The following is a 21776-nucleotide window of genomic DNA, read 5'->3' on the forward strand; positions in this document are numbered from 1 at the left end:
GAAATAAATGGCAAATCTCGCTTGGAAATCGTTCAAAGGCATTCCGCTCGTATTCACGTTGATCTGGATTGTAGGCTTTTCTTCCGCATTGTACCTGATGGATAAATCAGTGATCGCGTTTCTCGGCATTCTTTCATCCATTGTGCTTGTCTATTACACGAATACCACCAAGTCGATCAAAATGGCGATTGGCGCTATTGTTCTCCTCCTGATCATTCCATTGGTAGCCGGCGAAAACCGTTACTACATGGAGGTAGCCTCACAGGTAGGCATTTACGTAGCGATGGCTTTGGGCTTGAATATCGTAGTAGGCTTTGCTGGTTTGCTTGACTTGGGTTATGTCGCGTTTTTTGCTGCTGGGGCGTATGCGTACGCGATTTTCTCGACCTCGCAAGCGAATGAGTTTATTGCAGGGAATCTGTTCCCGCTCTCCGGTGAGTGGTTTTGGCCATTTCTCATAGTCGGCTTGATTGTGGCTGCTGTTTTCGGAATATTGCTAGGATTGCCAGTTCTCAGAGTAAAAGGCGATTATCTCGCGATCGTGACCTTGGGCTTCGGTGAAATCATTCGCATTGTCTTCAACAACCTGGACAAGCCCATCAACATCACCAACGGTCCGCAGGGAATCACGCCGATTCCGTCTCCTGAGCTGTTTGGGATCAAAATGGGGACGCCGTTTTACTTTTACTTCATCGTATTGTTTGTGATTGCCTTTATCGTATTGGCGAATATACGCTTTGAGCATTCCCGTTTGGGACGTGCATGGATTGCGGTACGTGAGGATGAGCTGGCTGCCCAGTCGATGGGGATTTCCTTGTTGAATACCAAGCTGGCTGCATTTGCATTGGGTGCTTCCTTCGCAGGTGTCGTGGGAGTTATCTTTGCGGCCAAGCAGACGTTTATCGATCCGACTTCCTTTACGCTGATGGAATCCATCGGGATATTGGTGATGGTTATTCTGGGGGGTAGCGGTAGCATTCCAGGCGTTGTGCTTGGAGCCGCATTTGTGACAATCTTGCAGGTACAGCTGTTAAAAGAATTCTCCAACTTCCTGCACAGTCTGCAAAACTCGGGGATCATCAGTTTGCCGAACCAGCTGGACCCATCCAAGTTCCAGCGCCTCATTTTCGGAATCATGCTCATTCTCGTAGCCTTGTATCGCCCTAACGGATTGATTCCGGCCAAACGGAAGAAAAACGATCTCGATGCAATCAAAAAGAGCGAGTTTGGCAAAGAAAAGCTGGGGATTCTCGGCAGACTGTCCCAATTGACTTCTGGAAAACAGTCATAGCGGACGAGGAGGGAAATGAGCATGGCATTGTTAGAGGCAAAAAATTTGACGAAGCGCTTTGGTGGCTTGGTAGCCAATCAAGACGTCTCGATTGACATCGAAAAAGGAACCATTACGGCGGTAATCGGGCCGAATGGAGCCGGAAAAACGACTTTTTTCAATATGATTACCGGATTTTACGAGCCAGACGAGGGAGAAATTCTGCTGAATGGCAAAAGCATCAAGAAGCTTCGTCCCGATCAGATCGCGAGTCGCGGTATCACCCGTACCTTTCAAAACATTCGTCTGTTCAAAGAAATGACGGCTTTGGAAAATGTCATGGTGGGTGTGCATAGCCGCTTATCGGCTGGAATTCTTGGAATCTTGTTCAACTCCAAACGTGTACGCCAGGAGGAAGAGCGGACGCGCGTCGAGGCTTATCAGCTCATGGAGTATGTCGGGATCTCGCATATTGCCAATGAAGCGGCAGGGAGTCTGCCTTACGGGTTGCAACGACGCTTGGAAATCGCCCGGGCGATGGCGACCAATCCGCAAATTATTTTGCTCGATGAACCAGCGGCAGGGATGAACCCTCGCGAAACGGTCGAGATGACGGATTTTATTCGTCGGCTGAAAAAAGAGCTGGATTTGACGATTATCTTGATTGAGCATGACATGAAGCTGGTCATGGGACTTAGCGAATACATTCACGTGTTGGATTACGGGAGAAAAATTGCAGAAGGAACACCTGAACAAATCCGAAACAACCCTAACGTCATTGAGGCCTATCTCGGAAAAAGTGCGTCGGACGTGTCGTAGAAGGAGGAAAATCGATGGCATTGCTAGAGCTGACTAACGTTCATACGTATTACGGCGGCATCCACGCATTAAAAGGATTGAGCATAACGGTAAACGAAGGCGAAGTGGTGACGCTGATCGGTTCCAACGGGGCAGGTAAATCGACCACGCTGAAAACGATCTGTGCACAGACCCGTGCCAAAGAAGGAAAAGTCATCTTTAATGGCAAGGACATTACGCAGATGCGTACACATGATATTGCCTTAGCAGGAATCGCCCACGTTCCGGAAGGCCGCCGTATTTTTCCAAAGCTGACCGTACGCGAAAATTTGGAGATGGGTGCCTTCAGTGTATCCGACAAAAAGGTGATTGAAGAAGGCATCGAGCGTGCCTTTGCTTACTTTCCGCGACTGAAGGAACGGGTTAGTCAAAAAGGCGGTACGATGTCCGGTGGCGAGCAGCAAATGCTGGCGATTGCTCGTGGACTCATGATGAAGCCAAAAATTCTCATGCTAGATGAACCGTCGATGGGATTGGCGCCGATTCTGGTGGAGCAGATTTTTGACATCGTTACGGAGCTGAACAAGGAAGGCATGACGATTCTCTTGGTCGAGCAAAATGCGAATCAGGCGTTGTCTGTCGCCCATCGCGGTTATGTGATTCAGACAGGCGAAATTATTTTGCAAGACGATGCCCAGACATTATTGATGAATCCGCAGGTAAGAGAGGCGTATTTGGCGTAATAGTGGTGTAATAGAAACGTGAGTACCGATGGGGATTTTTGCTCCCGTCGGTTTTTCATTTATTCAGCGAGGAGGATGTGGCTTGCTAGATATTAGTCCCCGCTTTGTAGAAGGGAGCGAGCCTCTCTATCTACAGCTTTATCGCTATTTTTGTACAGAAATCCAAGGGAGGCGCTTAATCTCTGGGACGCGTCTGCCTTCTGTTCGGGCCTTGAGCGGATTTTTGCAAGTGAGTAAAACGACTGTCGAGAGTGCCTATCACCAGCTCATGGCAGAAGGCTACATCGAGAGTCGGGAGCGCAGCGGATTTTATGTGGTCGATGTGGATTGGGATGGGCCAGTGCCTGTGCCTACAGGGAAAGGGCAGCAACCAGCTAAAACGGCTTACGTCCAAATAACTCCATCTACACCCTCAGCAGTTCCGATCCAATATGATTTTCACCAAGCGCGCGTAGATGCCGAGCATTTTCCTTTTGACCGTTGGCGCAAGTACACCAACCAATGCATGCAGGAAGAGAACAAGCACGTGCTCTACTACGGCGACCGACAAGGAGAGCCGCAGCTGCGGGAGGAGCTCGCACGCTATCTCGGACGAGCTCGGGGTGTGCAAGCTACGCCGGAACAAATTGTGATCGGTGCGGGGACGCAGGTGATCATCAGCTTATTGGGGTTCCTATTCGGGACACGGGGACAGGCTGTAGCGATGGAGGAGCCGGGCTATCACGGTGTTCGTACCGTATTTTCCCATTTGGGCTATGATGTGCGCCCGATCAGACTGACAGAGGATGGGATTGATGTGGAAGCGCTCAGTGAGAGTGGAGCGCGGCTGGTTTATATCACCCCCTCTCATCAGGACCCTTCCGGAATAGTCATGCCGTATGCCAAACGGCTAAAGCTGCTCCACTGGGCGAATCAGACGGGAAGCTACATCATAGAGGACGACTACGATGGGGAGTTTCGCTATCATGGCAAGCCAATTCCTTCCCTTCAGGGGCTAGATACGCAAGGACGCGTTATCTATTTGGGGACGTTTTCCAAGGCGTTGCTGCCGTCGATTCGGATGAGCTATATGGTTTTGCCGCAAGCGTTATTGGCGGTGTTTCAAGAGAAATTGGCGGATTTTGACCAGTCGGCATCGCGTATTCATCAGGAGACGCTGGCCCTGTTCATGAAAAATGGCGATTGGGAGCGGCATATTCGCAAGATGCGGACGCTTTACCGCAAAAAGCATGGGGTGTTGCTTCAGTGCTTGCAGGAACAGCTGGGGGCGTACATCCGGATCAAGGGTCAGGATGCCGGACTGTCTGTGACGGTAGAAGTGAAAAGTGAGAGTACTCCGCAACAGTTGACCCAATTTGCGGCTGCATCAGGTGTACGTGTTTATCCAACCGCACATAAATGGATTCATCCACAGGAAAATGGACTGCCGGCTTTCCAGTTCGGCTTTGGGGGGCAGACCATCAAGGAGATTGAGGATGGCATTCGTCTGTTGAAACGTGCATGGGAGCCTTATTTGCACAAAGATATGGGCCAGGTATTTTAAAATCCACAACGGCACTCAGTATGATTTGAGTGCCGTTTTTTATAGTCCTTTAGCGTTTGGCTGGCGGAATACTCTTTGGAAAATTGAAGGGGTCGTAACGAGCCTTCACCTGCGTTAATCGATCGAAATTTTCTCCGAAGTATGCCTTCTGCCAGTTCTTAATAAAAAGGTCGGGGGTATTAAGGTTTGCGAAACCGCAATCCTTGTTTTGACAGCTTCCAAAAACCTAGCATGACCTTATAAACAACCAAGAGGATCACTGTATTACAAAGGATGTTAGACCAATGCAAAGTGTGTGGGTGAATGACGGGTTCCATTCGTCTAATTCTGTTTTTGGATGGAATGAATGTGGTTGTTTTGCCTATTCACATGTCGATACGGGCGAACATACCATTTATTAGTCTTATGCCATCGGTGAAGCTTTTTACGTGTGTTGCATGGCCATCATGATTCATTCGGAGGTGGGAGGAATGGGAGGAGAAAAGCGATCAAGCCGCAAAGCAAGTACGCATAGTAGTGTTAGGAAAAAAGCATCCCCCAAGCTGACAGGGCGAATCGTTTTGCCAGGGAATGCGCCGTACCATGGCAGGCGAGGATGTTTCAACAGCTTTCCCAAGGTGATCGTCTATGCTCAGAAGAAACAGGACATCGTCAATGCTGTCCGTTGGGCACGCCACCATCATGTCCCTGTACGGTATAGGCGTCCCGGCCATCCATATGACAAAAGGGTGCCAAATTACAAGGGAGCTATGGTGATTGATATAAGTGAAATGCATCGGAGAGAGATGGTAAACAAGGGGAGTCGAAGGATCCTTACTCAACCAATTGGTCCAAGTCCTGACCGCCTGATCGGTCAAAAAAGAAGCATACTGGAGGGAGGACTTACAGACGTTCCCGGCATCCTTGTAGGACATGCAGAGGACGAAAGCGGACGAACCGGTTGCACAGTGATTTTGTGCCCCAGTGGGGCTGTCCCCGGCGTTGATGTAAGAGGAGGTTTTCCAGGAACGATACAAACGGATGCCATCCGACCAGGCACAGCAACGGATGTGGTACAGGGTGTCCTTCTTACGGGTGGCAGTAACTTCGGTCTGGCAGCAGCATCTGGAGTCATGAACTGGCTGGCCCAAAATGGAATTGGTGCGCCAACGGAGGCAGGACCTCTTCCAACTGTTCCCGGAGCAGTCATCTTTGATCTGATCTACGCGAAAGGCGCCCGTAGGCCCGATGCAGAGATGGGCTATATCGCCAGTGAAGAAGCGAATTCCGGGCCAGTTGAGGAAGGAAGTGTAGGAGCCGGCGCGGGTGCGACCGTCGGCAAGATCTATGGCACCCCGATGAAGGGCGGGGTAGGAACTGCCTCTTGGAAAATCCCCGGTGGGCCTGTTGTAGCGGCATTGGCGGTGGTAAACGCCGTTGGAGACATTTGGGATCAAGATCACATCATTGCTGGGGCGCTGCGGCCAAATGGTACGTTCGTGAACCAGACCCGGGCGATTCTTGAAGGGATACCCCCAGGAACCAGTGGGAGCAGGAACACGACCATTGCTGTGGTAGCGACCACAGGGCGGCTAACCAAGGCAGAGGCGGGCCGTGTAGCGACACTCGCCCATGATGGAATGGCAAGAGCCATCTCGCCCGTTCACATCCAATCCGACGGGGACACTGTCTTTTGCCTTGCTACTGGTACAGATACGAGCGGTTTGACAGGGGATAGCGCTGTGACGGCAATTGGCACTACAGCGGCCGTAGTATTAGAAGAGGCTATTATTAGAGGGGTTAAGGCAGCTAATAGTATACGTCCTCGGCATGGTGGAAAGTGAATGATTTTGCAGGGGCCTTATTGCCAGTTTCCTCGGGTTTCTCTCCTCGTCTTATCACTTAAAAAAGGATGTGCGGCAGTTGTGATAGAAGTGGTGAACGGTGGCGGAGAGGGAAAATGATATAAAAAGTTTTGAAAATCCTGATTGTGTTAGCAGCAATTTTAAACTAGGACGAAGAATGGAAAAAGTCCTTTCATTTTGAAGGGCTTTTTCCGAATCACAAAATAGGGAACGCCTTTCCTAAACCTCAGTTTCTTACCGATTCTGCTACTTTCATCAAATCATCTTTCCCTAAATCGCCTTTGGACAAAATATAATGACTTACTCCATCCTTATGCCAGCTTAAAACAATTACTTTTTGATCCGGAATTTCTAAAATTTCGCCTTCCACTCCTTGGATCTCAATGGGTTTTACCCCTTCGTCACCAATAGAAATCCGACCTTTTTTAACCGTATGTTCAAACCAGTCTTCGTTATTATTTTCATTTACATATTTCAAAACAATTTCTTTTTGCTTCTCAACATTTGGAGCTACACCATTGCCAAACTTTTTGGGTGGTTCATTATAAATAGCTTCACTTAATTTATAGCCATCTGGCAGCTCAAGAGGAGCATCAGCATCTAAACTAGCTGCGAAACCATGTTTACTTAAATTTTGTAGTGGAATAACTTCTGGCTTCGAAACAGTATGATGATCTGACACTTCAGTATGCTGTCCCCCACTAAACATAGCGCAAGCAGATGGAATTATTGTCATCAAAGCAAATACACTCGTAATAATTACACCTTTTTTCATTTTTCATCCTCCCGCTCAACTTATTTAAAAAAATCTTATGGCTTATAAGATAATCTGTCATAAATCATGGGAATCTACCTTTCCATAACGGCTTCATCGAAGATTTTTCTGTAATGGTGCAAATCAAATTGAGAGGCTAATGCGTCGACTCTAGCCCAAAATTCATCTTCATTGAAGCCAACAAAATCTATAACGATAAACTCTGTGAGAGTATGGAAAGCATGGACTATACGGAAATTTCTATAAAAGGTAGCCTCGTCAAAAGTACCACTGTTTTTTAGGTCTAGGAAAGCCTGATGAATTAATTTCTTATAAGCGATCTTCTTTACCTCGGTCATTAGATCAACTCCTTTAAACAAGCGAATACTACAGTTTATTGGAAAATCCTGCAAAAGGATGAACAGTTGATTTAACAAACCACACGTTGAACCAAGCTGAAACATGGGAAGAATTAGCGGCAATGCTTAGACCATATTTTAGATGGGAGTATGAAAATACTACTTATTTAACTGAGCAAGAATTATTCGAAATGATAAGGAAAGAAAAGAATCGTGAATAGTGTCCCAATTGATTATAAAATGGCGATTGAACTATCCCAGTTAAACAAAAGAGAAAAAATGAAAAGCAGCATCCCAAAAAGGGAGTGCTGCTAATAATTAAGGGACGTACTGTTCTGTAACTTTTGTGATGATGCCATTCTTTACTTCAACGTGGAATGGTATCTGATAAGGAATTCCCTTAGAAAGCACGAACTTTTTAAAAGTATCGGTGTTTACTGCTTCATTCCAATGGAAATTCCCATCTTTTTGTGTAGAGTTGGTTTGAAGAGTAAAGGAAGCCTTTGGAGAAACTTCAAACGTTCTAATTTTAGGACTGCTATTACGAATGTAATATGGCATCGGATAGTCCTCTTTTTCCGATGGATGATCTTGACGATAAGCTTTTACTGCTGCCTCACCAAAAAACCATTGAACATAGTCAAGTGAGACGAGGAGCTTTCCATTTTTTACTTGTAACGTTTTCACATAGGCCATTGATTTTTCAAGGGTATTTCCTTGTTTATCCTTGCTACTTGTTGGAACAATTACTTGGGGAGGAACAGGCGCAACCGTTCCTTGCTGTGAAGCTGCATGAGCGTCAGTAACAAACAATGAACAGAATAACAAAGAAGAAAGCAGCAAATATGTTTTTCTCATAGGGTGTCATTTCCTTTCTGTACACGAAATACTATTCACAAGTAGTAGACGAAAAAATAACAAAACCGTTTCGCCTCAAGAAGAAAAATTTAACATAACTATATCGAGTGAAATAAAAGTGAACGAATTGAGCCGTTATCATTAGCAAAACAAGTGAGTCAGCATGAAGAGTAGCCTCCTGTCATCAGAGCAGACTGATGAACAGGAGGTTTTTTCATGGCATCTTAAACGGATTTCAAGACATTCGGTACCCTAACTGAGCTGACATCGCACGTACCGTCGCTAGCGTTTCTTGTAAAATCTCTTCTTGTTTCGGCATCACGCGGTCGGAGGGACCGATCACACTGACAGATGCAGTTACGTGCCCAGTTGAATCAAAAATCGGGGCAGCGATTCCGGTCACGCCTGTATTGCGTCGATTCGAGCTGATTTCATAGCCTCGCCGGCGGATCGTCACCAAGTCCTCTTTAATTTGCTCAACAGACGTGTACGAATGAGGTGTGTAGCTTTTCAGCGGATGTTCCTGCAAAATCTCATCCTGAAACTCCTCTGGCTGATAGGCCAGCAAAACCCTTGCAGCAGAGGTAGAGTAAAGAGGAAAACGCCGAAAGGATTCTACGGTAAAGCGAACAGGATGAAGCGAATCCTCTTTTGCTACATAGATCGCGTCCTTAGAATCTTGTACACATAAGACCGCCAATTCGTTTGTCCGTGAGACAAGCTGGTCTAAGAACGGTTTGGAAAAATCAACGATATCGTGATTCGTGAGTACCTTAGTGCCCAGCTCCAAAAGCGTGTAGCCAAGCGTATACTGCTTGGTTTTTTCATTTTGGCGGATAAAGCCTTCAGACTCCAGTGTGGACAGGAGCTTGTGAACGGCTCCCTTGGACAGCTGGAGTTTTTTGCTGAGCTCCGTTACCCCGAGTTCCTTTGGCGAATCGAGAAATATTTTTAACAGCCGACAGCCATTTCGAACAGAAGACAATACTTGGTCCATACAAACGTCTCCTTTAACGTACAGTAGCTCTTCTATCAAAGAAGAGTCTCGATTGAAGTAATTTTACCATTAGAAAGAATGCTGACAAGCCTGTAATTGGAGCAATGGTGCTTCTAGTACGACTACCTTGAATAGTCAGTATCTTTATGCTAGTATAGCATTATCGTTCTCGAATAGGAAACGTCGTTCTCTATTCGTGAACAATATAGACAATCGGGGGTCGAACTTACATGAAGAAAAAGGCATTATCCGTCCTGTCCATTTTCGCTTTGACTGGTTCCTTGCTGGCTGGATGTGGCTCCTCCACGCCGCAAACATCTGCTCCTGCACCGGCTGCTGGCAACAATAGCGGCACCGAAGCACAAGCTCAGCTGGAAGACACACTGGTAGTAGCAGGAAACGGCGCGACCGTTGAAAAGATGATGAAGGATGAAGTCTTCAAGAAGTTTAACGAGAAGTATCCGAATGTAAAGCTGACCTATGTTTCTGGTGTTTCCACGGAGATTGTAGCGAAGGTTAAGGCTCAGAAAAATGCACCGCAAATCGACCTGACAATCGTTGAAGGCGGCGAACAAGAGAAGGGACGTCAAGAAGGCTTGTGGGAAACTGTATCCGCAACAGATATCCCGAACATGAAAAACGTACCGGAAGATTTGCGTGTGACAGAGGATAGCGGTGTAGTTGTAAACTTCACGCCGATGGGGATTTCCTATAATGCGGATCTGGTAAAAGAAAAAGGCTTGCCTGTACCGAAGTCCTGGAATGACCTGGCGAAGCCTGAAGTGAAAGGCTACATCACGATGACAGACGTAGCGAGCAACTTTGGACGCTCAACGATGATCATGCTGGCGTACGCAAATGGCGGGTCTGAGAAAGACATCGAACAAGGCTTTAAGAAAATGGAAACGATTGCAGGATACATGCCGACCTTTGCGAAGAGTGCTGCACAGCTTCAGCAAAATCTGCAAAACAAAAGCTCAGCGTACACCACTTGGACAATGGCGCGTAGCTTGACACAAAAAGAAGCAGGCGTACCATTGGAGTTCGTTTTCCCTGAAGAGGGCGGAAACATCGTACCGAACGTAGCTACGCTGGTAAAAGGTTCGAAGAGTCCAAAAGCGGCAAAAGCATTCGTCGATTTCCTTTTGACAGATGAAATTCAAACGATGTACGCAACGAAGCTGTACTACAATCCGGCAACCTCTGTGAAGCTGCCAGACGATGTAGCAAAAACATTGGAATTCGATCGTACAAAGGTTGTCAACTTCGACTATAGCGTAGTGAGCAAGGAAACATCTGCTTGGCTGGATCGCTTTAACAAAGAAATCGCACCTAAAACAGGAAAGTAGGTATTCACGTGACCAAGGTGATTGATGTTGAACTGCGCGGCATCATGAAAAAATTTCAAAGCAATGTCGTGGTTCAAAACTTCAACCTGCAGGTGGAGCAAGGCGAATTCATTTCATTCCTCGGCCCATCTGGTTGCGGTAAGACCACGACCTTGAATATGATTGCCGGTTTTTTGGACCCGGATGGCGGGGACCTTTTGATCAAAGGGCAGAGAATGAATGGCGTGCCTCCGTACAAACGGGAGCTGGGCATGGTTTTTCAGACGTACTCGTTGTTTCCCCATATGACTGTGGCGGAAAACATCGCCTACGGCTTGAAATTGCGCAAAGTGAACAAGCAAGAAATGCAAGAGCGTGTGAATCGTGTACTCGGGCTGGTCAAGCTGCCAAACGTAGCAGACCGCTATCCGAAACAACTCTCCGGCGGACAACGCCAGCGGATTGCGATTGCACGGGCGCTTGTTATTGAGCCGTCGCTCCTGCTGTTGGATGAGCCGCTCAGTAACTTGGATGCCAAACTTCGGGAAGAGCTTCGCGATGAGTTAAAGCGCTTACATCACGAAATCGGCGTTACGACTATTTTCGTTACCCATGATCAAGAAGAGGCGCTAGCGCTTTCTGATCGCATCGTGGTCATGAATCACGGATTCGTGGAGCAAATCGGTACACCGCTGGAGATTTACAATCAGCCCGCTTCTGAATTCGTACATACCTTCATCGGTAAGACGAACCGTTTGGAAGGGGAAGTCATTGGAATGGACGGGGATGTACTCACGCTGCGGACGACTGGTGGAATGCTCGTGAAGGCGGCAAAGCAACAGCGAACCGTGGCACTCCATGAAAAAGTGATCATTTTTATCCGACCAGAGAAAATCAAGCTGACCGATACAGCAGTCAGTGAGGAAGCGAATCGGGTAAAAGGATATTTGCAGCTTGCCTCCTTCCTGGGCTCGTACACAGAATGTGAGGTCAAGGTCGGGGAGCATACGCTCTCGGCAAAAGTCCAAATGACCGATAGTTCGGTGGACCGCCAAGAAGGTCAAACGGTTTACTGTCAATGGAACGCGGACGACGTACTGGTCATGCCCGCAGGAAGGGGATGACGGATGAGCAAGCGTCTCTCGGTTACATTGTTGACAGCACCTGCGATGATTTTGCTGCTTGGCGTATTCATCCTCCCGATGCTGATGATGCTTTTGCTCAGCTTTCAGGATGAGAATCAGGCGTTCTCTTTGCACAATTATTCATTATTTATACAAGATCCGTACTACTTGGAGATTCTTTGGCGGACGATTCGCGTGAGTCTCTGGACGGTACTGGTAAGTCTCTTGCTCGGATTTCCTGTAGCGATGTACATGGCGCAGGCTACAGGGAAAATGCGTGGAATCGTCACGATGCTGATCCTGGCCCCTCACCTCATCAGTGTTGTTATTCGCAACTTCGGTTGGGTAGTGGTTTTGGGGGAAAAAGGGTGGATCAATGAGACGTTGATCAGTCTGGGGCTGATCGATCAACCGTTGCGGCTGTTGTACAACGAGCTCGGTATTGTGATCGGTCTGACGGATTCCTTCGTTGCCTACATGGTTCTGGCGATTGCAACCAGCTTGTATGCCATCGATCCGTCCCTGAATAAGGCGGCATCGATTTTGGGGGCTTCCCGCGTACGCACGTTTTTCAGTGTGACATTGCCCTTGTGTTTGCCGGGGATTATTGCTGGTACGACACTGGTGTTCAGCTTGTCGATGAGTGCTTTTGTGACACCAGCCTTAATGGGCGGCACTTCCGTGAAGGTCTTGCCTGTCATTGCCTATGAGCAAATCATGGCGACATTGAACTGGCCTTTGGGCGCGGCACTTGCCTTCCTGCTTTTGGGAAGCACGATTCTATTGGTGACTTTGTATACAAAGCTGATTGAAACCAAGCGGTATAAAGAGGTGTTTGCGTCATGAAAAAAATAAACGTACTCGGACTCATCACGTTCTTTGTGCTTGTTTTGGTCAATCTGCCGTTTCTGGTCATTATCCCGAGCTCCTTTACGGCAGCCGGATACCTCGCTTTTCCGCCCGAAGGATTTTCGTGGCAGTGGTATGAAATGATTTTGGATCGGCCCGAATTCATCGATTCGCTGTGGATCAGTCTAAAGCTAGCTACGGTAACGGCGATTTTGGCGACTTTCTTAGGGACATTGGCTGCATTCGCGCTGTCCAAATACAAGTTTCGTGGGAGCGGCATCATCAACGCACTAATGCTTTCACCGCTTACCGTTCCTTCACTCATTATCGGGATTTCCGCGCTGCTGTTTTTCACGAGAATTGGTATCGCGGGGACGTTTACAGGACTTTTGCTGGCGCACATGCTGATCTCGATTCCGTATGTCGTTAGGCTGGTGCTCACAGGGCTTAGCTCGTTCGATTATACGCTGGAAAAAGCGGGATACATGCTGGGGGCCCATCCGTTTCGGGTGTTCTGGGATATTACGTTGCCACTGTTGCGTCCGGCCATCGTGTCGGGGATGATCTTTTCGTTCTTGACGTCGTTTGACAATGTCACGGTTTCCTTATTCTTGGTGGCACCGGATACGACGACGCTGCCACTCGCGATTTTCACCTATATGCAGGAGACACTTGACCCGTTGGTGGCTTCGATATCCTCCGTGGTCATCCTGCTGAGTCTGGTGTTCATCGTCTTGTTGGAAAAAGTGTACGGACTAGAGCGCCTGTTCGGACTCAATTCACAATCTCATTAAGGAAGAGGCACTATGTCAATCCACACTTATGTACAAGAGAATATGCCCCACTATCTTCAGTTACTCGAAGAGTCAGTTAACATGGACTCGCCTTCTCGTGACAAACAGTTGGGTGACCGCATGGCGGGCTGGTTCGCCCTGCAGTTTCAAAGGCTGACAGGAGGAGTAGCAGAGCTGATCCCGAATAAGACGTATGGCGATCAGGTGCGTTGTACGCTGGGCAACGGGGAAAAACAAATCCTCATCATCGGCCATTACGATACCGTATGGCTAGAAGGAGAGGCGGCTCGCCGACCGTTTGCGATCCGGGATGAGAAAGCGTACGGGCCGGGCGTATACGATATGAAAGCGGGCGTTTTGCAAGCAATGTTTGCCATGCGGGCATTGGTAAAGCTGGATCGCCTGCCAGCAGATAAAAAAATCGTGCTCCTATTAAACAGTGACGAGGAGATCGGCAGCCCGACTTCTCGCCGACTGGTAGAAGAAGAAGCCGCGCGTTCGGTGGCGAGCTTTGTGTTGGAGCCGCCAACCGAACCGAGCGGCGCACTCAAAACATGGCGGAAGGGAAGCGCCCATTTTACCTTGGCAGTCAGCGGAATTTCCTCACACGCGGGCGTCGATCATCAAAAAGGCGTCTCTGCTATTGAAGAGCTGGCGAGACAGGTGCAATTTCTGCATGCCTTGACCGATTACGAGAAAGGGACAACCGTCAATGTGGGCGTCATCAAGGGCGGGATTGGCTCCAATGTCGTAGCGGATTCGGCAGAAGCTGAAATTGACGTGAGATTTATCTCGATGGAAGAGGCCCTACGCATTGAGAAGGTAATGAGCGAACTCACGCCAGTGCTCGCCGGTACAAACATCAGCGTAACGGGAGGCATTCGCCGACCGCCGATGGAGCGAACCGAAGAGACAGGCAAATTATTTTCCCTTGCACAATCGATTAGCATCAATGAACTAGGGATGGCTTTGGAAGAGTCGGGTACAGGTGGAGTCAGCGATGGCAATTTCGCGGCAGCTTGCGGAGTCCCGACGCTGGATGGACTTGGTGTAAAAGGTGGTTACGCCCACTCGCCGGATGAATGGATCGAACTGGGAGAAATATCGACGCGTGCTACCTTGTTGGCGCGGTTGATAGAGGAAGTATAGAGAGAAGCAAGAGAAAAAGAGAAGAAGCACCTGCCTGATGCGTAAGATGGTTGCATCAGGGCAGGTGCCTTTTTGTGTGGAAAAAGAGAGGCTATTGTTTCGAGGATGTATTTAGCTTTTTCACAAAGCTATTAAGGTAGTTCGCTCCGCGGCTGGTGAGGATACCAGCTAGCACGGCAGAAACGTAGTAGCCGCTGCCCTCAAGACCAAAGGGGTTGACTTGAAAAGCGAGGGAGAGCGAAATGCCAATGAGGATAGAGAGGATATAAGTGAAGCGGTCTTTTAGTACGGGGAAAGCATTCTTTAAAATTTCGGTAACGGCTTCAATCAAGATTGCCATAAAAGTAAGCAGACTTAGACTGTGAATGAATGGGTCCATGTCAATCAAAGGTTGTTCCTCCTTTTGCTAGTAGAGCGGGGCGTACTTCGGGGAAAACATCCAGTCGTTATTCATTTGGAAGGGAATTCATTCGCGAGGCGAGATTTCGCCCCAAGGCAGGTAGGTGTCACCTTTGTGGATGACTTCTTGTGGAGGAGGTCGGCAGGATCGGCAACATCTAGGAAATCCTCGCTTGCATGTACGTTTTGAGTTCGGTCTCCAGCTCTTTGACACGGTACTCCAGCTGTTGTCTTTCTACGACCAGCGTCGTGTATTTATCTCGCCACTCCTGCACGATGGTTTCAAGCTCCATGCAACGGTTGCGCCAAACATGGAGTTCTTCTCGAAGCTTGTCCATTTCCTGACGAAGCTCCTGGCGAATTTGCTGGTTTTCTTGTGAGATTTGCTGCCTGTCTGTTATCATCAACTCTTTCTTGTTGTTGTGGCGAGCAACCAGATAAGTGACGATTGCCGTCAGTGCACTGGATACTACCAAGGGGAGAGTGGAAGAGTTGAGTAGTGTTTGGATCATCCGTTTATTCACCTGCTTTCTCTTGTGAGGTCTATATATAGAGTAGACAGTTTGGGGAAATTCTCACGGTGGTTTGGGTGGTTGTACTTTACCACAATTCAATGAATCAAATGCTTGTACGAGCTAATTTGTCTTATTCATAGTAGTAACCCCACGCATTGAGCTCTGCATTCCCAGTGATGATTGCTTTTACGACGAGTTGTGTTCCGACCGGTTGGCTTGAAATATCCGTAAGAGTTTGTGCAGGAACGTCTGACCAAGTATTTCCACCATCTCGAGATGCCTGGTATTTGATGCTTCCACCATTAACCGTTTCATCTCCGACAATCACGATTTTATTTGGCGGCGTAGTGGTGTTCTCGGGTTTTGATTGTAGATGATTTTGGTCTACGGCCTTTTGTAATCGTAATTCCTGTATTTGGGTTACGCCAGACCCGTATTGGGAGGAGGTAGAGTAAAATCGATAGTATTGATAAGGTTTGATGTTTTCAGTAGGAATGGTAAATTCATTACCTTCATACTGATTCCAAACATAACCGGAAACGGAATGGAGTGTATCCCAAGTCGTATTATTATTGGAGCCCTGCAATTGCCAGCTAGTAGGAGCGTATTTTGCGCCTCCAGATAAAAGATATCGATCGACTATCTGAGCGGGATTATCCAGAAAGATTTTGATCCAATGATGTCCACCGGCAGTTGTGCTCCAGCCACTTGCAAAGTTGCGGTCAAACATGTGAAACACAGCTCCACCAGTAACACTGTCTGCACTCACAATAAAAGGGGCCGGAGCATCGTTAGCAGTCATGGGCGGTACGATATCTACGATTCCAGTAGTGAATTTTTTTTGAGTATGATCATAGACAGCTTGGCTATTCGGGATATCTACACCAGATAGATCTGTGAAAGTATCGATAACCATGTTTTTTAATCCATATTTTGTTGCATTCATGTAAGTGATTAGCTGGAAATTTGTTTTTAGTAGATTCGTTTCAAGATCGATGACTCGTTGAGGGAGGTTGGAGTCTGCTATGGAGGGGTTCAATAATAAATTGGCGCTTGTTACAGTAAAATCTCGAATAGACGGGGTGCTTGATTCACTAGCTGGAGAATGGAGAGTCGCACGAACTCGAAGATCGCTGTTGATGGGATTGGCAAATTCGATCTCTTGACCCAACTCAGCAGATTGCCAAGACCCGCCACCATTGTTGCTTACTTCCCATAGGATTTCTCCGCCATCGAGAATTTGATTGGCAGTTAGTGTAACACGAGAAATGGGGGTAACCGATGGTAAGGTGGATGAAGTATATACTTGTGTGATTTCCCCTGCCGCACCACCTAATGAAATACGATAACTTCTAATTGTGGGGGAAATCCCGTAATTTGGTGACTGCATCTTTATCTTCATGATTAACTGGTCTGTTTTAGTAGGAAGGGTGAGCTCCTCACCGAGGGATAGGGGGAACCACGATGCACCGTCAGGGGAAATCTGGAAAGTTACAGAGGTAGGTACAGTATCGTAACGTAACATTTTTATCAGGCTATAGTTGCTTGAAGAATACTCGGTGGTATTTATGACAATAGTTAATCGACCTTTTCCGTCAATACAGCCAGATATTCGTGTTGTATTGGTCCCGCTTTGAATGAGGGTATCCGGTTCCACAACTGATAAAGTAGCGACATCAATAGAGATAAGACGGGTAGAGCCAACCGTTTGTTGATGATAAAAAACCCGCATAATTTTGTCTTGTAACACAAACCCAATCGGTAAAGAATGATCAATGGCCATGAATCCGGTCAAAGGAAAAGTGGTGGATGCTCCCGTTGACAAGTTTAGGCGGTGTACAATCGGAGCATTGTTATCAACGCATAAGATAGTCGTAATCCCTGTTGATTCATCGTGGGTTGCGTTTAACCATTTACTTGAGGCTTTACCGATCGAAGAGAAATGAGTTGGGTTTGTTCCATCGTAATTTAATCGAAGAGCTCTTACCGTGTTAATGCTGAAACCTCGCGTAATGAAACAAACATAGCCTTTTGTACGGTCTTCAACCATTACAACATTGTCAACTACCATAGACGGGGTGAAAGCTAGTGAAGTAGTTGGGATGAAAAAGGTACCATCTGAATTAACGCATCCGTAATAGAGATTAGTGGAATACCCCCACGAGTACCAGATCCGGTTGTTTTTATCGACATGGAGTTTTAAAAATGGAGTGGAGGTGTTAATGCTGGTGTTTCCTTTTACTGAAATGGGAGTTAAAAAGGCTTGAAAATCAGGCGTAATTGAAATGAGTAACCCAGGCATGCTTGTTAAGGCCGCTGCTATCCATACATTGTTGTTATGATCAACTACTGCATTCGTAATGCTAGAGGCCACATAGTAACCAGTTCCACTGTACGAATACAAATACCCTTCAAAGGCAAGAGAATCATCTGGATTGGTTACAACCGCATAAATTCCTTCACGGTCGACAAAACTGATAACCCAGGTCCTGTTTAACCGATCAACTAAAATAGTGGGTTCTAGGTGCGGAAATTTTGACACCTTCTCCCCAGTTACTTTTTTGGTAGCGGTGACACCTAATGCTTTAGGAAGCATATAGTCTGATTGAACAGTTAGCTTATCTACTCCTACTACTGGTAGAGCAGAAGACACAACGACTCCTTCTAGGGTGTTACTCAGTCTTACCAATGCGTTTTCAGTGTCGAAGGTAACGCCGTAGGAATTAATTTGATCAACCGCACTCAAATCTGTGAAATTCTCTGTAATGGAGGGAATTTTAGAGGTACGTACACCGTTGGTAGAATACCATGCAGTTGTTTTCTCAATGTCAACTTTTGGTGAAGTAAATGTTTCCGTATAGGTCCGAGATACGGAACTGCGATATTTCTCCAGTTTCCCCACTCTTTCTGCCAGAGTTGGATCGGTTCCAATAGCTGAGATCCCATCACCTGTACCGATAAATAATTCTTTTGTATCTGTGGTGAAAAGGGGCTCCCCCGCTGAAGCAGCGGAGGGGAGATTCGCTTTTAAACCGCGTTTTAGTTTGATTGGTAGTGTCATTAGAATGTACCTCCATCTACTTCAGTGATCGTGGAGCCACTGCTACCGCCAAAGCCGACGTTTATTTTGTAATCTCCATCTGAAAGTAAGAGGACTCGCAGATTGGAATTTCGGTTATACCCGTATTTGTAATCGACTCCGGGCATCGCCATGTCCCAAGAATCTAGTAAGTCTACATCCATGGTAAGGGAGTCTAGGCTTGTTTCATCTGTGGATGATGACTGTTCGAAGTAGAATGCGCATCGCAAGTTTCTAGCTTGGCCAATCTTCTCATCCCATTCAGAGATGCTATTGAAATTGTCTATTGTCATTGCTCCTGCTTTGAAATCACTGAGGTTAGTAACATCAACTTTTGTCCACGAGCCATTCTTTTGTTTTGCTTCCCATGTTGTTCCACTGTCCGTACTTATTGCTACTCTTAAAACGCCTTTCTCTGTTCCTGATAAGGTTAAAGAGTTGATTTTTGCAACGCCGAGAAAGCTAGTATCATTCTTCATTTTCACGATCTTTGGTACAGGAACTCCAGTAAGATGAGCAACCGTGGGCTCTCTTTTAGGTTTCGAAACAAGGATTTTGAGGTTGGATTTGTCTGTTAAATCTTTCAAGTATGGGGCGCATGTAGAGAGGCCGAGCATGCCTTTATTTAGAAACATTTCGTCTGTGGGGGGAGCAGTACCAACGGTTTCCCAGCCGGAAGAAGTGTATGTTTTTACGTCTGTCCCGTCTAGTATGAGGAATCTATTATTGTTTATTGACTCAATCAGAAGAACAGGACGGAAGCCTCGGCCTGGAGTTGTTAGATCTGTTGAACCAGATGTCCAGTTTTGAAGACCGTTATAACCTCGAATCACGCGGGCCTTTGAATTGGATTGATCGGTCGTACTGGTCCATGAACCGTGATTTACATTATTCCAGATCTGGTCATCGGTCATGTACTTATCCCATTCGTTGTCTTTATCCGATGCATTTACTCCGCCTGTCGGCAGTCGCAATGTTATTTCTCTATCAGAGGATGTGAACAACTGGGCGGTATAAAAGCCGACATAATAAAGTCCGTTCCATACGTAACGTTCTGATACTCTGATGCGATATTGTGTATAAGCTTTATCATTTTTGAATGAGAAGGTCTTTTTAAGACCGTGCCAGCTTGATACTTCATTTCCGTTATGCAAGATATCCCAAGAAGTTCCGTCGTTAGAAGCTTCGAAGAACCATTTTTTCGGACTATATATGGTATATAGATAATACGAAGTAATTCTTGTTGGTGTTGAATACTCAATCTTTAAAATCTCTTCTGTTGTTTCAGTAGCAGCAGTACTTGTCCAGTACGTAGACTCTGATCCGTCAAAAGCCTTCCATGCATGATAACTTGCTGTGTCATACTCTGTTGAAGCAGAAACTTTGCACACAGCAGAAGAATACCCAGACAATCCTGGAATGGTGTGCAGGTTTTTTATTGGCAGTCCGCTTCCGCTTGCAATTCCCGCTGTATTTAAGGAATCCCATGAAATGGTTTGGATATTGCGGTCAGCCATCAGTAACTTATCACCTTTGTGATTTGTACCGTACATGATGAAATACCCATCACCATTTGCACTTGTTGCAGGAACATTGGGAAGAAGTCCTGCCATTTCTTTTCCGATAGATATGCTTCCAAACGCACCAGCAGGTGCCAAGTAGTTAAAACGAATACGTTTTCCAACAGTTAAATCTTTTACATCTACTACTTCATCAGGGTGGAGAATCCTACCATCAGCATCAATATCAATGGCATCAATCTGTATGTTCTTCACGTTCATGTTATTTGGGTCAAAACCAATACTTCCTGAATATGAAGGAAGTGTAATCTCTACAGTGTGCTTTTTATTGTCTAACCCTTTTTTTTCGTACAGTAAAGCCTGAAACTTTAAATCGCCATACTGACTGAATGCTTCAGTGGTACCATCAATCGTTATTGGAACGTTAGTGAATTTGTTCTGGTACATGTTACCTATTATTCTGATTTTAGTGCCAATAAAATTAAATTTTATCTTAAAATCTGCACTTGTTGCATAGTTGGAGGCTCCACCATAAAAGCTTTGATTTGATTCTCTTACGAAAGTTCCCAAGTACTTTATAGATGGATCACCGTCGTCATACCTTTTCCAACCTTGAGCTGGTGCTGTTAATTGAACGCCGATAGGAAATTCAATAGATCCTGTATCATCAATATCAATGGCATCAATTCCAAGATAATCTGTCCCAGAATTCAATTTCAGCTCAACACGGTGCTTGCCTTCAGACAATCCTATTTTTTCAAAAACAATGACTTGTGGAGTATTTGCAGCACTTCTTTCACTAAATGTATGAGCAACCCCATCAATCGTGATCTTCGCATATGCCGTGAAGTTGTTCCAGAAAAAAGATATGATACGGATTTTTGTTCCTACAAAGTCAAACGTTGCCGTGTCTCCTGCTGTTGAAGTGTAGGTATCTGTTAATTCATAACTACCTGCATATCCTGTTCTTTTCGTCCATGTTCCGTTATAGGCAATAGACGGATAAGTGTTATCATATCGCTTCCATCCTGACTCTGGTGCAGCTAATTGATCTCCAACTGTAGCCATGTATTACACCTCCTTATATTCAAATACTGGACGAAAACCTGTACTCGCATATGCAATTGATGTTTTACCCATCCCTAAACCTTTCCATATTGGGAAATTATCCTCACTTCCCCTTCCAACTCGCCAAGTATTGTCTTGAACTTCAATAGTTCCTGTACTTGATATACGAGAACCTGTCATAGTGGTATCTTGCGTAGTTGTAAAACGTACTTTGTAATGAAATACATCATCTACTGTATATCCATTTTTTATCATACTTTGAGGAAATCCCATTAAGTACTTATCATATTCGTTATTCACAGGAAAGCATGTTCCATTGCTCAATCTGGCATCTAAGGTTTTATTTTCATTTGCATCTGCATAAGCTACTCCACCTGTGAGAGATCGGAGTGTACCTGAAATATTTTCACTCGAAGCATAGCCTTGTGAGATGTTCGAGCTTGTACTAAACGAATAGGGATTCCCTTGTATCACCTTCCCTGCATTCAGGGCATCCCAAGAGATGGAGTGTTGACACACCCTATCAGCGATCAGCAATCCTTTGGCAACTTTCACAAAATAAAATAATTTGGAGTTGTTAGTAGTGGACTCTCCTGCTAATGGCTTTTCTTCAGCCGTAGAGAATGTATCTGTCCCTAACCCAACTAATATCCCTGCTGGACTATCAGACAGGCTCCCACTAGTCCCATGGAAGGAGTACCAACACTTTACATAGTCACCGATCTGCATATCTGAAACTTTTGATCGTAACTGTCCGTTTGTTGCTGGAAGGGGCATTTTTTTCA

19 protein-coding genes and 1 pseudogene are annotated in these 21776 nt (G+C 46.2%); 10 read left to right on the forward strand and 10 right to left on the reverse strand.

Annotated features, from left to right (window positions below; translation table 11 throughout):
• Window positions 1-7: 7 nt before the first annotated feature.
• The 4 genes from BBR47_RS03465 to BBR47_RS03480 all read left to right on the forward strand — a co-directional run bounded on the left by BBR47_RS03465 (window position 8) and on the right by BBR47_RS03480 (window position 4354).
• On the forward strand, window positions 8-1291 hold the full coding sequence (locus BBR47_RS03465) for a branched-chain amino acid ABC transporter permease (protein WP_012684358.1): 1284 nt from the start codon (window positions 8-10) through the stop codon (window positions 1289-1291).
• 21 nt (window positions 1292-1312) lie between these two features.
• Window positions 1313-2089, forward strand: coding sequence for an ABC transporter ATP-binding protein (locus BBR47_RS03470; protein WP_012684359.1), 777 nt, complete (start codon window positions 1313-1315; stop codon window positions 2087-2089).
• Between the two features lie 14 nt (window positions 2090-2103).
• Window positions 2104-2811 carry an ABC transporter ATP-binding protein gene (locus tag BBR47_RS03475; protein ID WP_007717358.1) on the forward strand — a complete coding sequence of 236 codons (708 nt, stop codon included), beginning with the start codon at window positions 2104-2106 and terminating at the stop codon, window positions 2809-2811.
• Between the two features lie 82 nt (window positions 2812-2893).
• Window positions 2894-4354: a PLP-dependent aminotransferase family protein gene (locus BBR47_RS03480; RefSeq protein WP_012684360.1), complete on the forward strand. Its 1461-nt coding sequence runs from the start codon at window positions 2894-2896 to the stop codon at window positions 4352-4354.
• Window positions 4355-4403: 49 nt separating this feature from the next.
• Here BBR47_RS03480 and BBR47_RS30020 read toward each other — a convergent pair.
• A pseudogene (locus tag BBR47_RS30020) lies at window positions 4404-4538 on the reverse strand (BBE domain-containing protein); the annotation flags it as partial.
• A gap of 286 nt (window positions 4539-4824) precedes the next feature.
• Between BBR47_RS30020 and BBR47_RS03485 the strand changes: the two are divergent.
• The gene (locus BBR47_RS03485) at window positions 4825-6177 is read left to right on the forward strand and encodes a P1 family peptidase (RefSeq protein WP_012684361.1); all 1353 of its coding nucleotides are present in this window, start codon (window positions 4825-4827) and stop codon (window positions 6175-6177) included.
• A 247-nt stretch (window positions 6178-6424) separates the two neighbouring features.
• Here the strand turns inward: BBR47_RS03485 and BBR47_RS03490 are convergent, their stop codons facing one another.
• The 4 genes from BBR47_RS03490 to BBR47_RS03505 all read right to left on the reverse strand — a co-directional run bounded on the left by BBR47_RS03490 (window position 6425) and on the right by BBR47_RS03505 (window position 9166).
• The gene (locus tag BBR47_RS03490; protein ID WP_012684362.1) at window positions 6425-6973 is read right to left on the reverse strand and encodes a DUF4367 domain-containing protein; all 549 of its coding nucleotides are present in this window, start codon (window positions 6971-6973) and stop codon (window positions 6425-6427) included.
• Between the two features lie 74 nt (window positions 6974-7047).
• A complete protein-coding gene (locus BBR47_RS03495) occupies window positions 7048-7311 on the reverse strand; it encodes a hypothetical protein (protein ID WP_012684363.1) in 264 nt (87 codons plus the stop codon).
• A 318-nt stretch (window positions 7312-7629) separates the two neighbouring features.
• Complete coding sequence (locus tag BBR47_RS03500) at window positions 7630-8169, reverse strand: hypothetical protein (protein ID WP_012684364.1); 540 nt, start codon at window positions 8167-8169, stop codon at window positions 7630-7632.
• A gap of 235 nt (window positions 8170-8404) precedes the next feature.
• Window positions 8405-9166: an IclR family transcriptional regulator gene (locus BBR47_RS03505; RefSeq protein WP_012684365.1), complete on the reverse strand. Its 762-nt coding sequence runs from the start codon at window positions 9164-9166 to the stop codon at window positions 8405-8407.
• A gap of 230 nt (window positions 9167-9396) precedes the next feature.
• Between BBR47_RS03505 and BBR47_RS03510 the strand changes: the two genes are divergently transcribed.
• From BBR47_RS03510 to BBR47_RS03530, 5 genes are read left to right on the forward strand one after another with little or no spacing between them, the layout of a single operon-like run.
• Window positions 9397-10515: an ABC transporter substrate-binding protein gene (locus BBR47_RS03510; RefSeq protein WP_012684366.1), complete on the forward strand. Its 1119-nt coding sequence runs from the start codon at window positions 9397-9399 to the stop codon at window positions 10513-10515.
• Between the two features lie 8 nt (window positions 10516-10523).
• Window positions 10524-11618, forward strand: a complete 1095-nt coding sequence (locus BBR47_RS03515) for an ABC transporter ATP-binding protein (protein WP_041749223.1) — start codon at window positions 10524-10526, stop codon at window positions 11616-11618.
• A gap of 3 nt (window positions 11619-11621) precedes the next feature.
• On the forward strand, window positions 11622-12464 hold the full coding sequence (locus BBR47_RS03520; protein WP_012684368.1) for an ABC transporter permease: 843 nt from the start codon (window positions 11622-11624) through the stop codon (window positions 12462-12464).
• Entirely contained in the window at window positions 12461-13261 is an 801-nt protein-coding gene (locus BBR47_RS03525; RefSeq protein ID WP_012684369.1) for an ABC transporter permease, read from the forward strand. Before BBR47_RS03520 ends, BBR47_RS03525 begins: the two co-directional genes overlap by 4 nt.
• 12 nt (window positions 13262-13273) lie before the next feature.
• On the forward strand, window positions 13274-14410 hold the full coding sequence (locus BBR47_RS03530; RefSeq protein WP_012684370.1) for a M20 family metallopeptidase: 1137 nt from the start codon (window positions 13274-13276) through the stop codon (window positions 14408-14410).
• A gap of 91 nt (window positions 14411-14501) precedes the next feature.
• Here BBR47_RS03530 and BBR47_RS03535 read toward each other — a convergent pair whose 3' ends face one another.
• From BBR47_RS03535 to BBR47_RS03555, 5 genes are all read right to left on the reverse strand, one after another.
• The gene (locus BBR47_RS03535) at window positions 14502-14789 is read right to left on the reverse strand and encodes a hypothetical protein (protein ID WP_012684371.1); all 288 of its coding nucleotides are present in this window, start codon (window positions 14787-14789) and stop codon (window positions 14502-14504) included.
• Window positions 14790-14967: 178 nt separating this feature from the next.
• Complete coding sequence (locus BBR47_RS03540) at window positions 14968-15321, reverse strand: hypothetical protein (RefSeq protein ID WP_012684372.1); 354 nt, start codon at window positions 15319-15321, stop codon at window positions 14968-14970.
• A gap of 133 nt (window positions 15322-15454) precedes the next feature.
• Window positions 15455-18385, reverse strand: a complete 2931-nt coding sequence (locus BBR47_RS03545) for a carbohydrate-binding protein (RefSeq protein WP_012684373.1) — start codon at window positions 18383-18385, stop codon at window positions 15455-15457.
• Window positions 18385-20991: a hypothetical protein gene (locus tag BBR47_RS03550; RefSeq protein WP_012684374.1), complete on the reverse strand. Its 2607-nt coding sequence runs from the start codon at window positions 20989-20991 to the stop codon at window positions 18385-18387. Before BBR47_RS03550 ends, BBR47_RS03545 begins: the two co-directional genes overlap by 1 nt.
• A gap of 3 nt (window positions 20992-20994) precedes the next feature.
• Window positions 20995-21768 carry a hypothetical protein gene (locus BBR47_RS03555; protein WP_041749225.1) on the reverse strand — a complete coding sequence of 258 codons (774 nt, stop codon included), beginning with the start codon at window positions 21766-21768 and terminating at the stop codon, window positions 20995-20997.
• Between the last annotated feature and the right edge of the window lie 8 nt (window positions 21769-21776).

It is taken from the genome of Brevibacillus brevis NBRC 100599 (assembly GCF_000010165.1).
Classification (GTDB): Bacteria; Bacillota; Bacilli; order Brevibacillales; family Brevibacillaceae; genus Brevibacillus; species Brevibacillus brevis_D.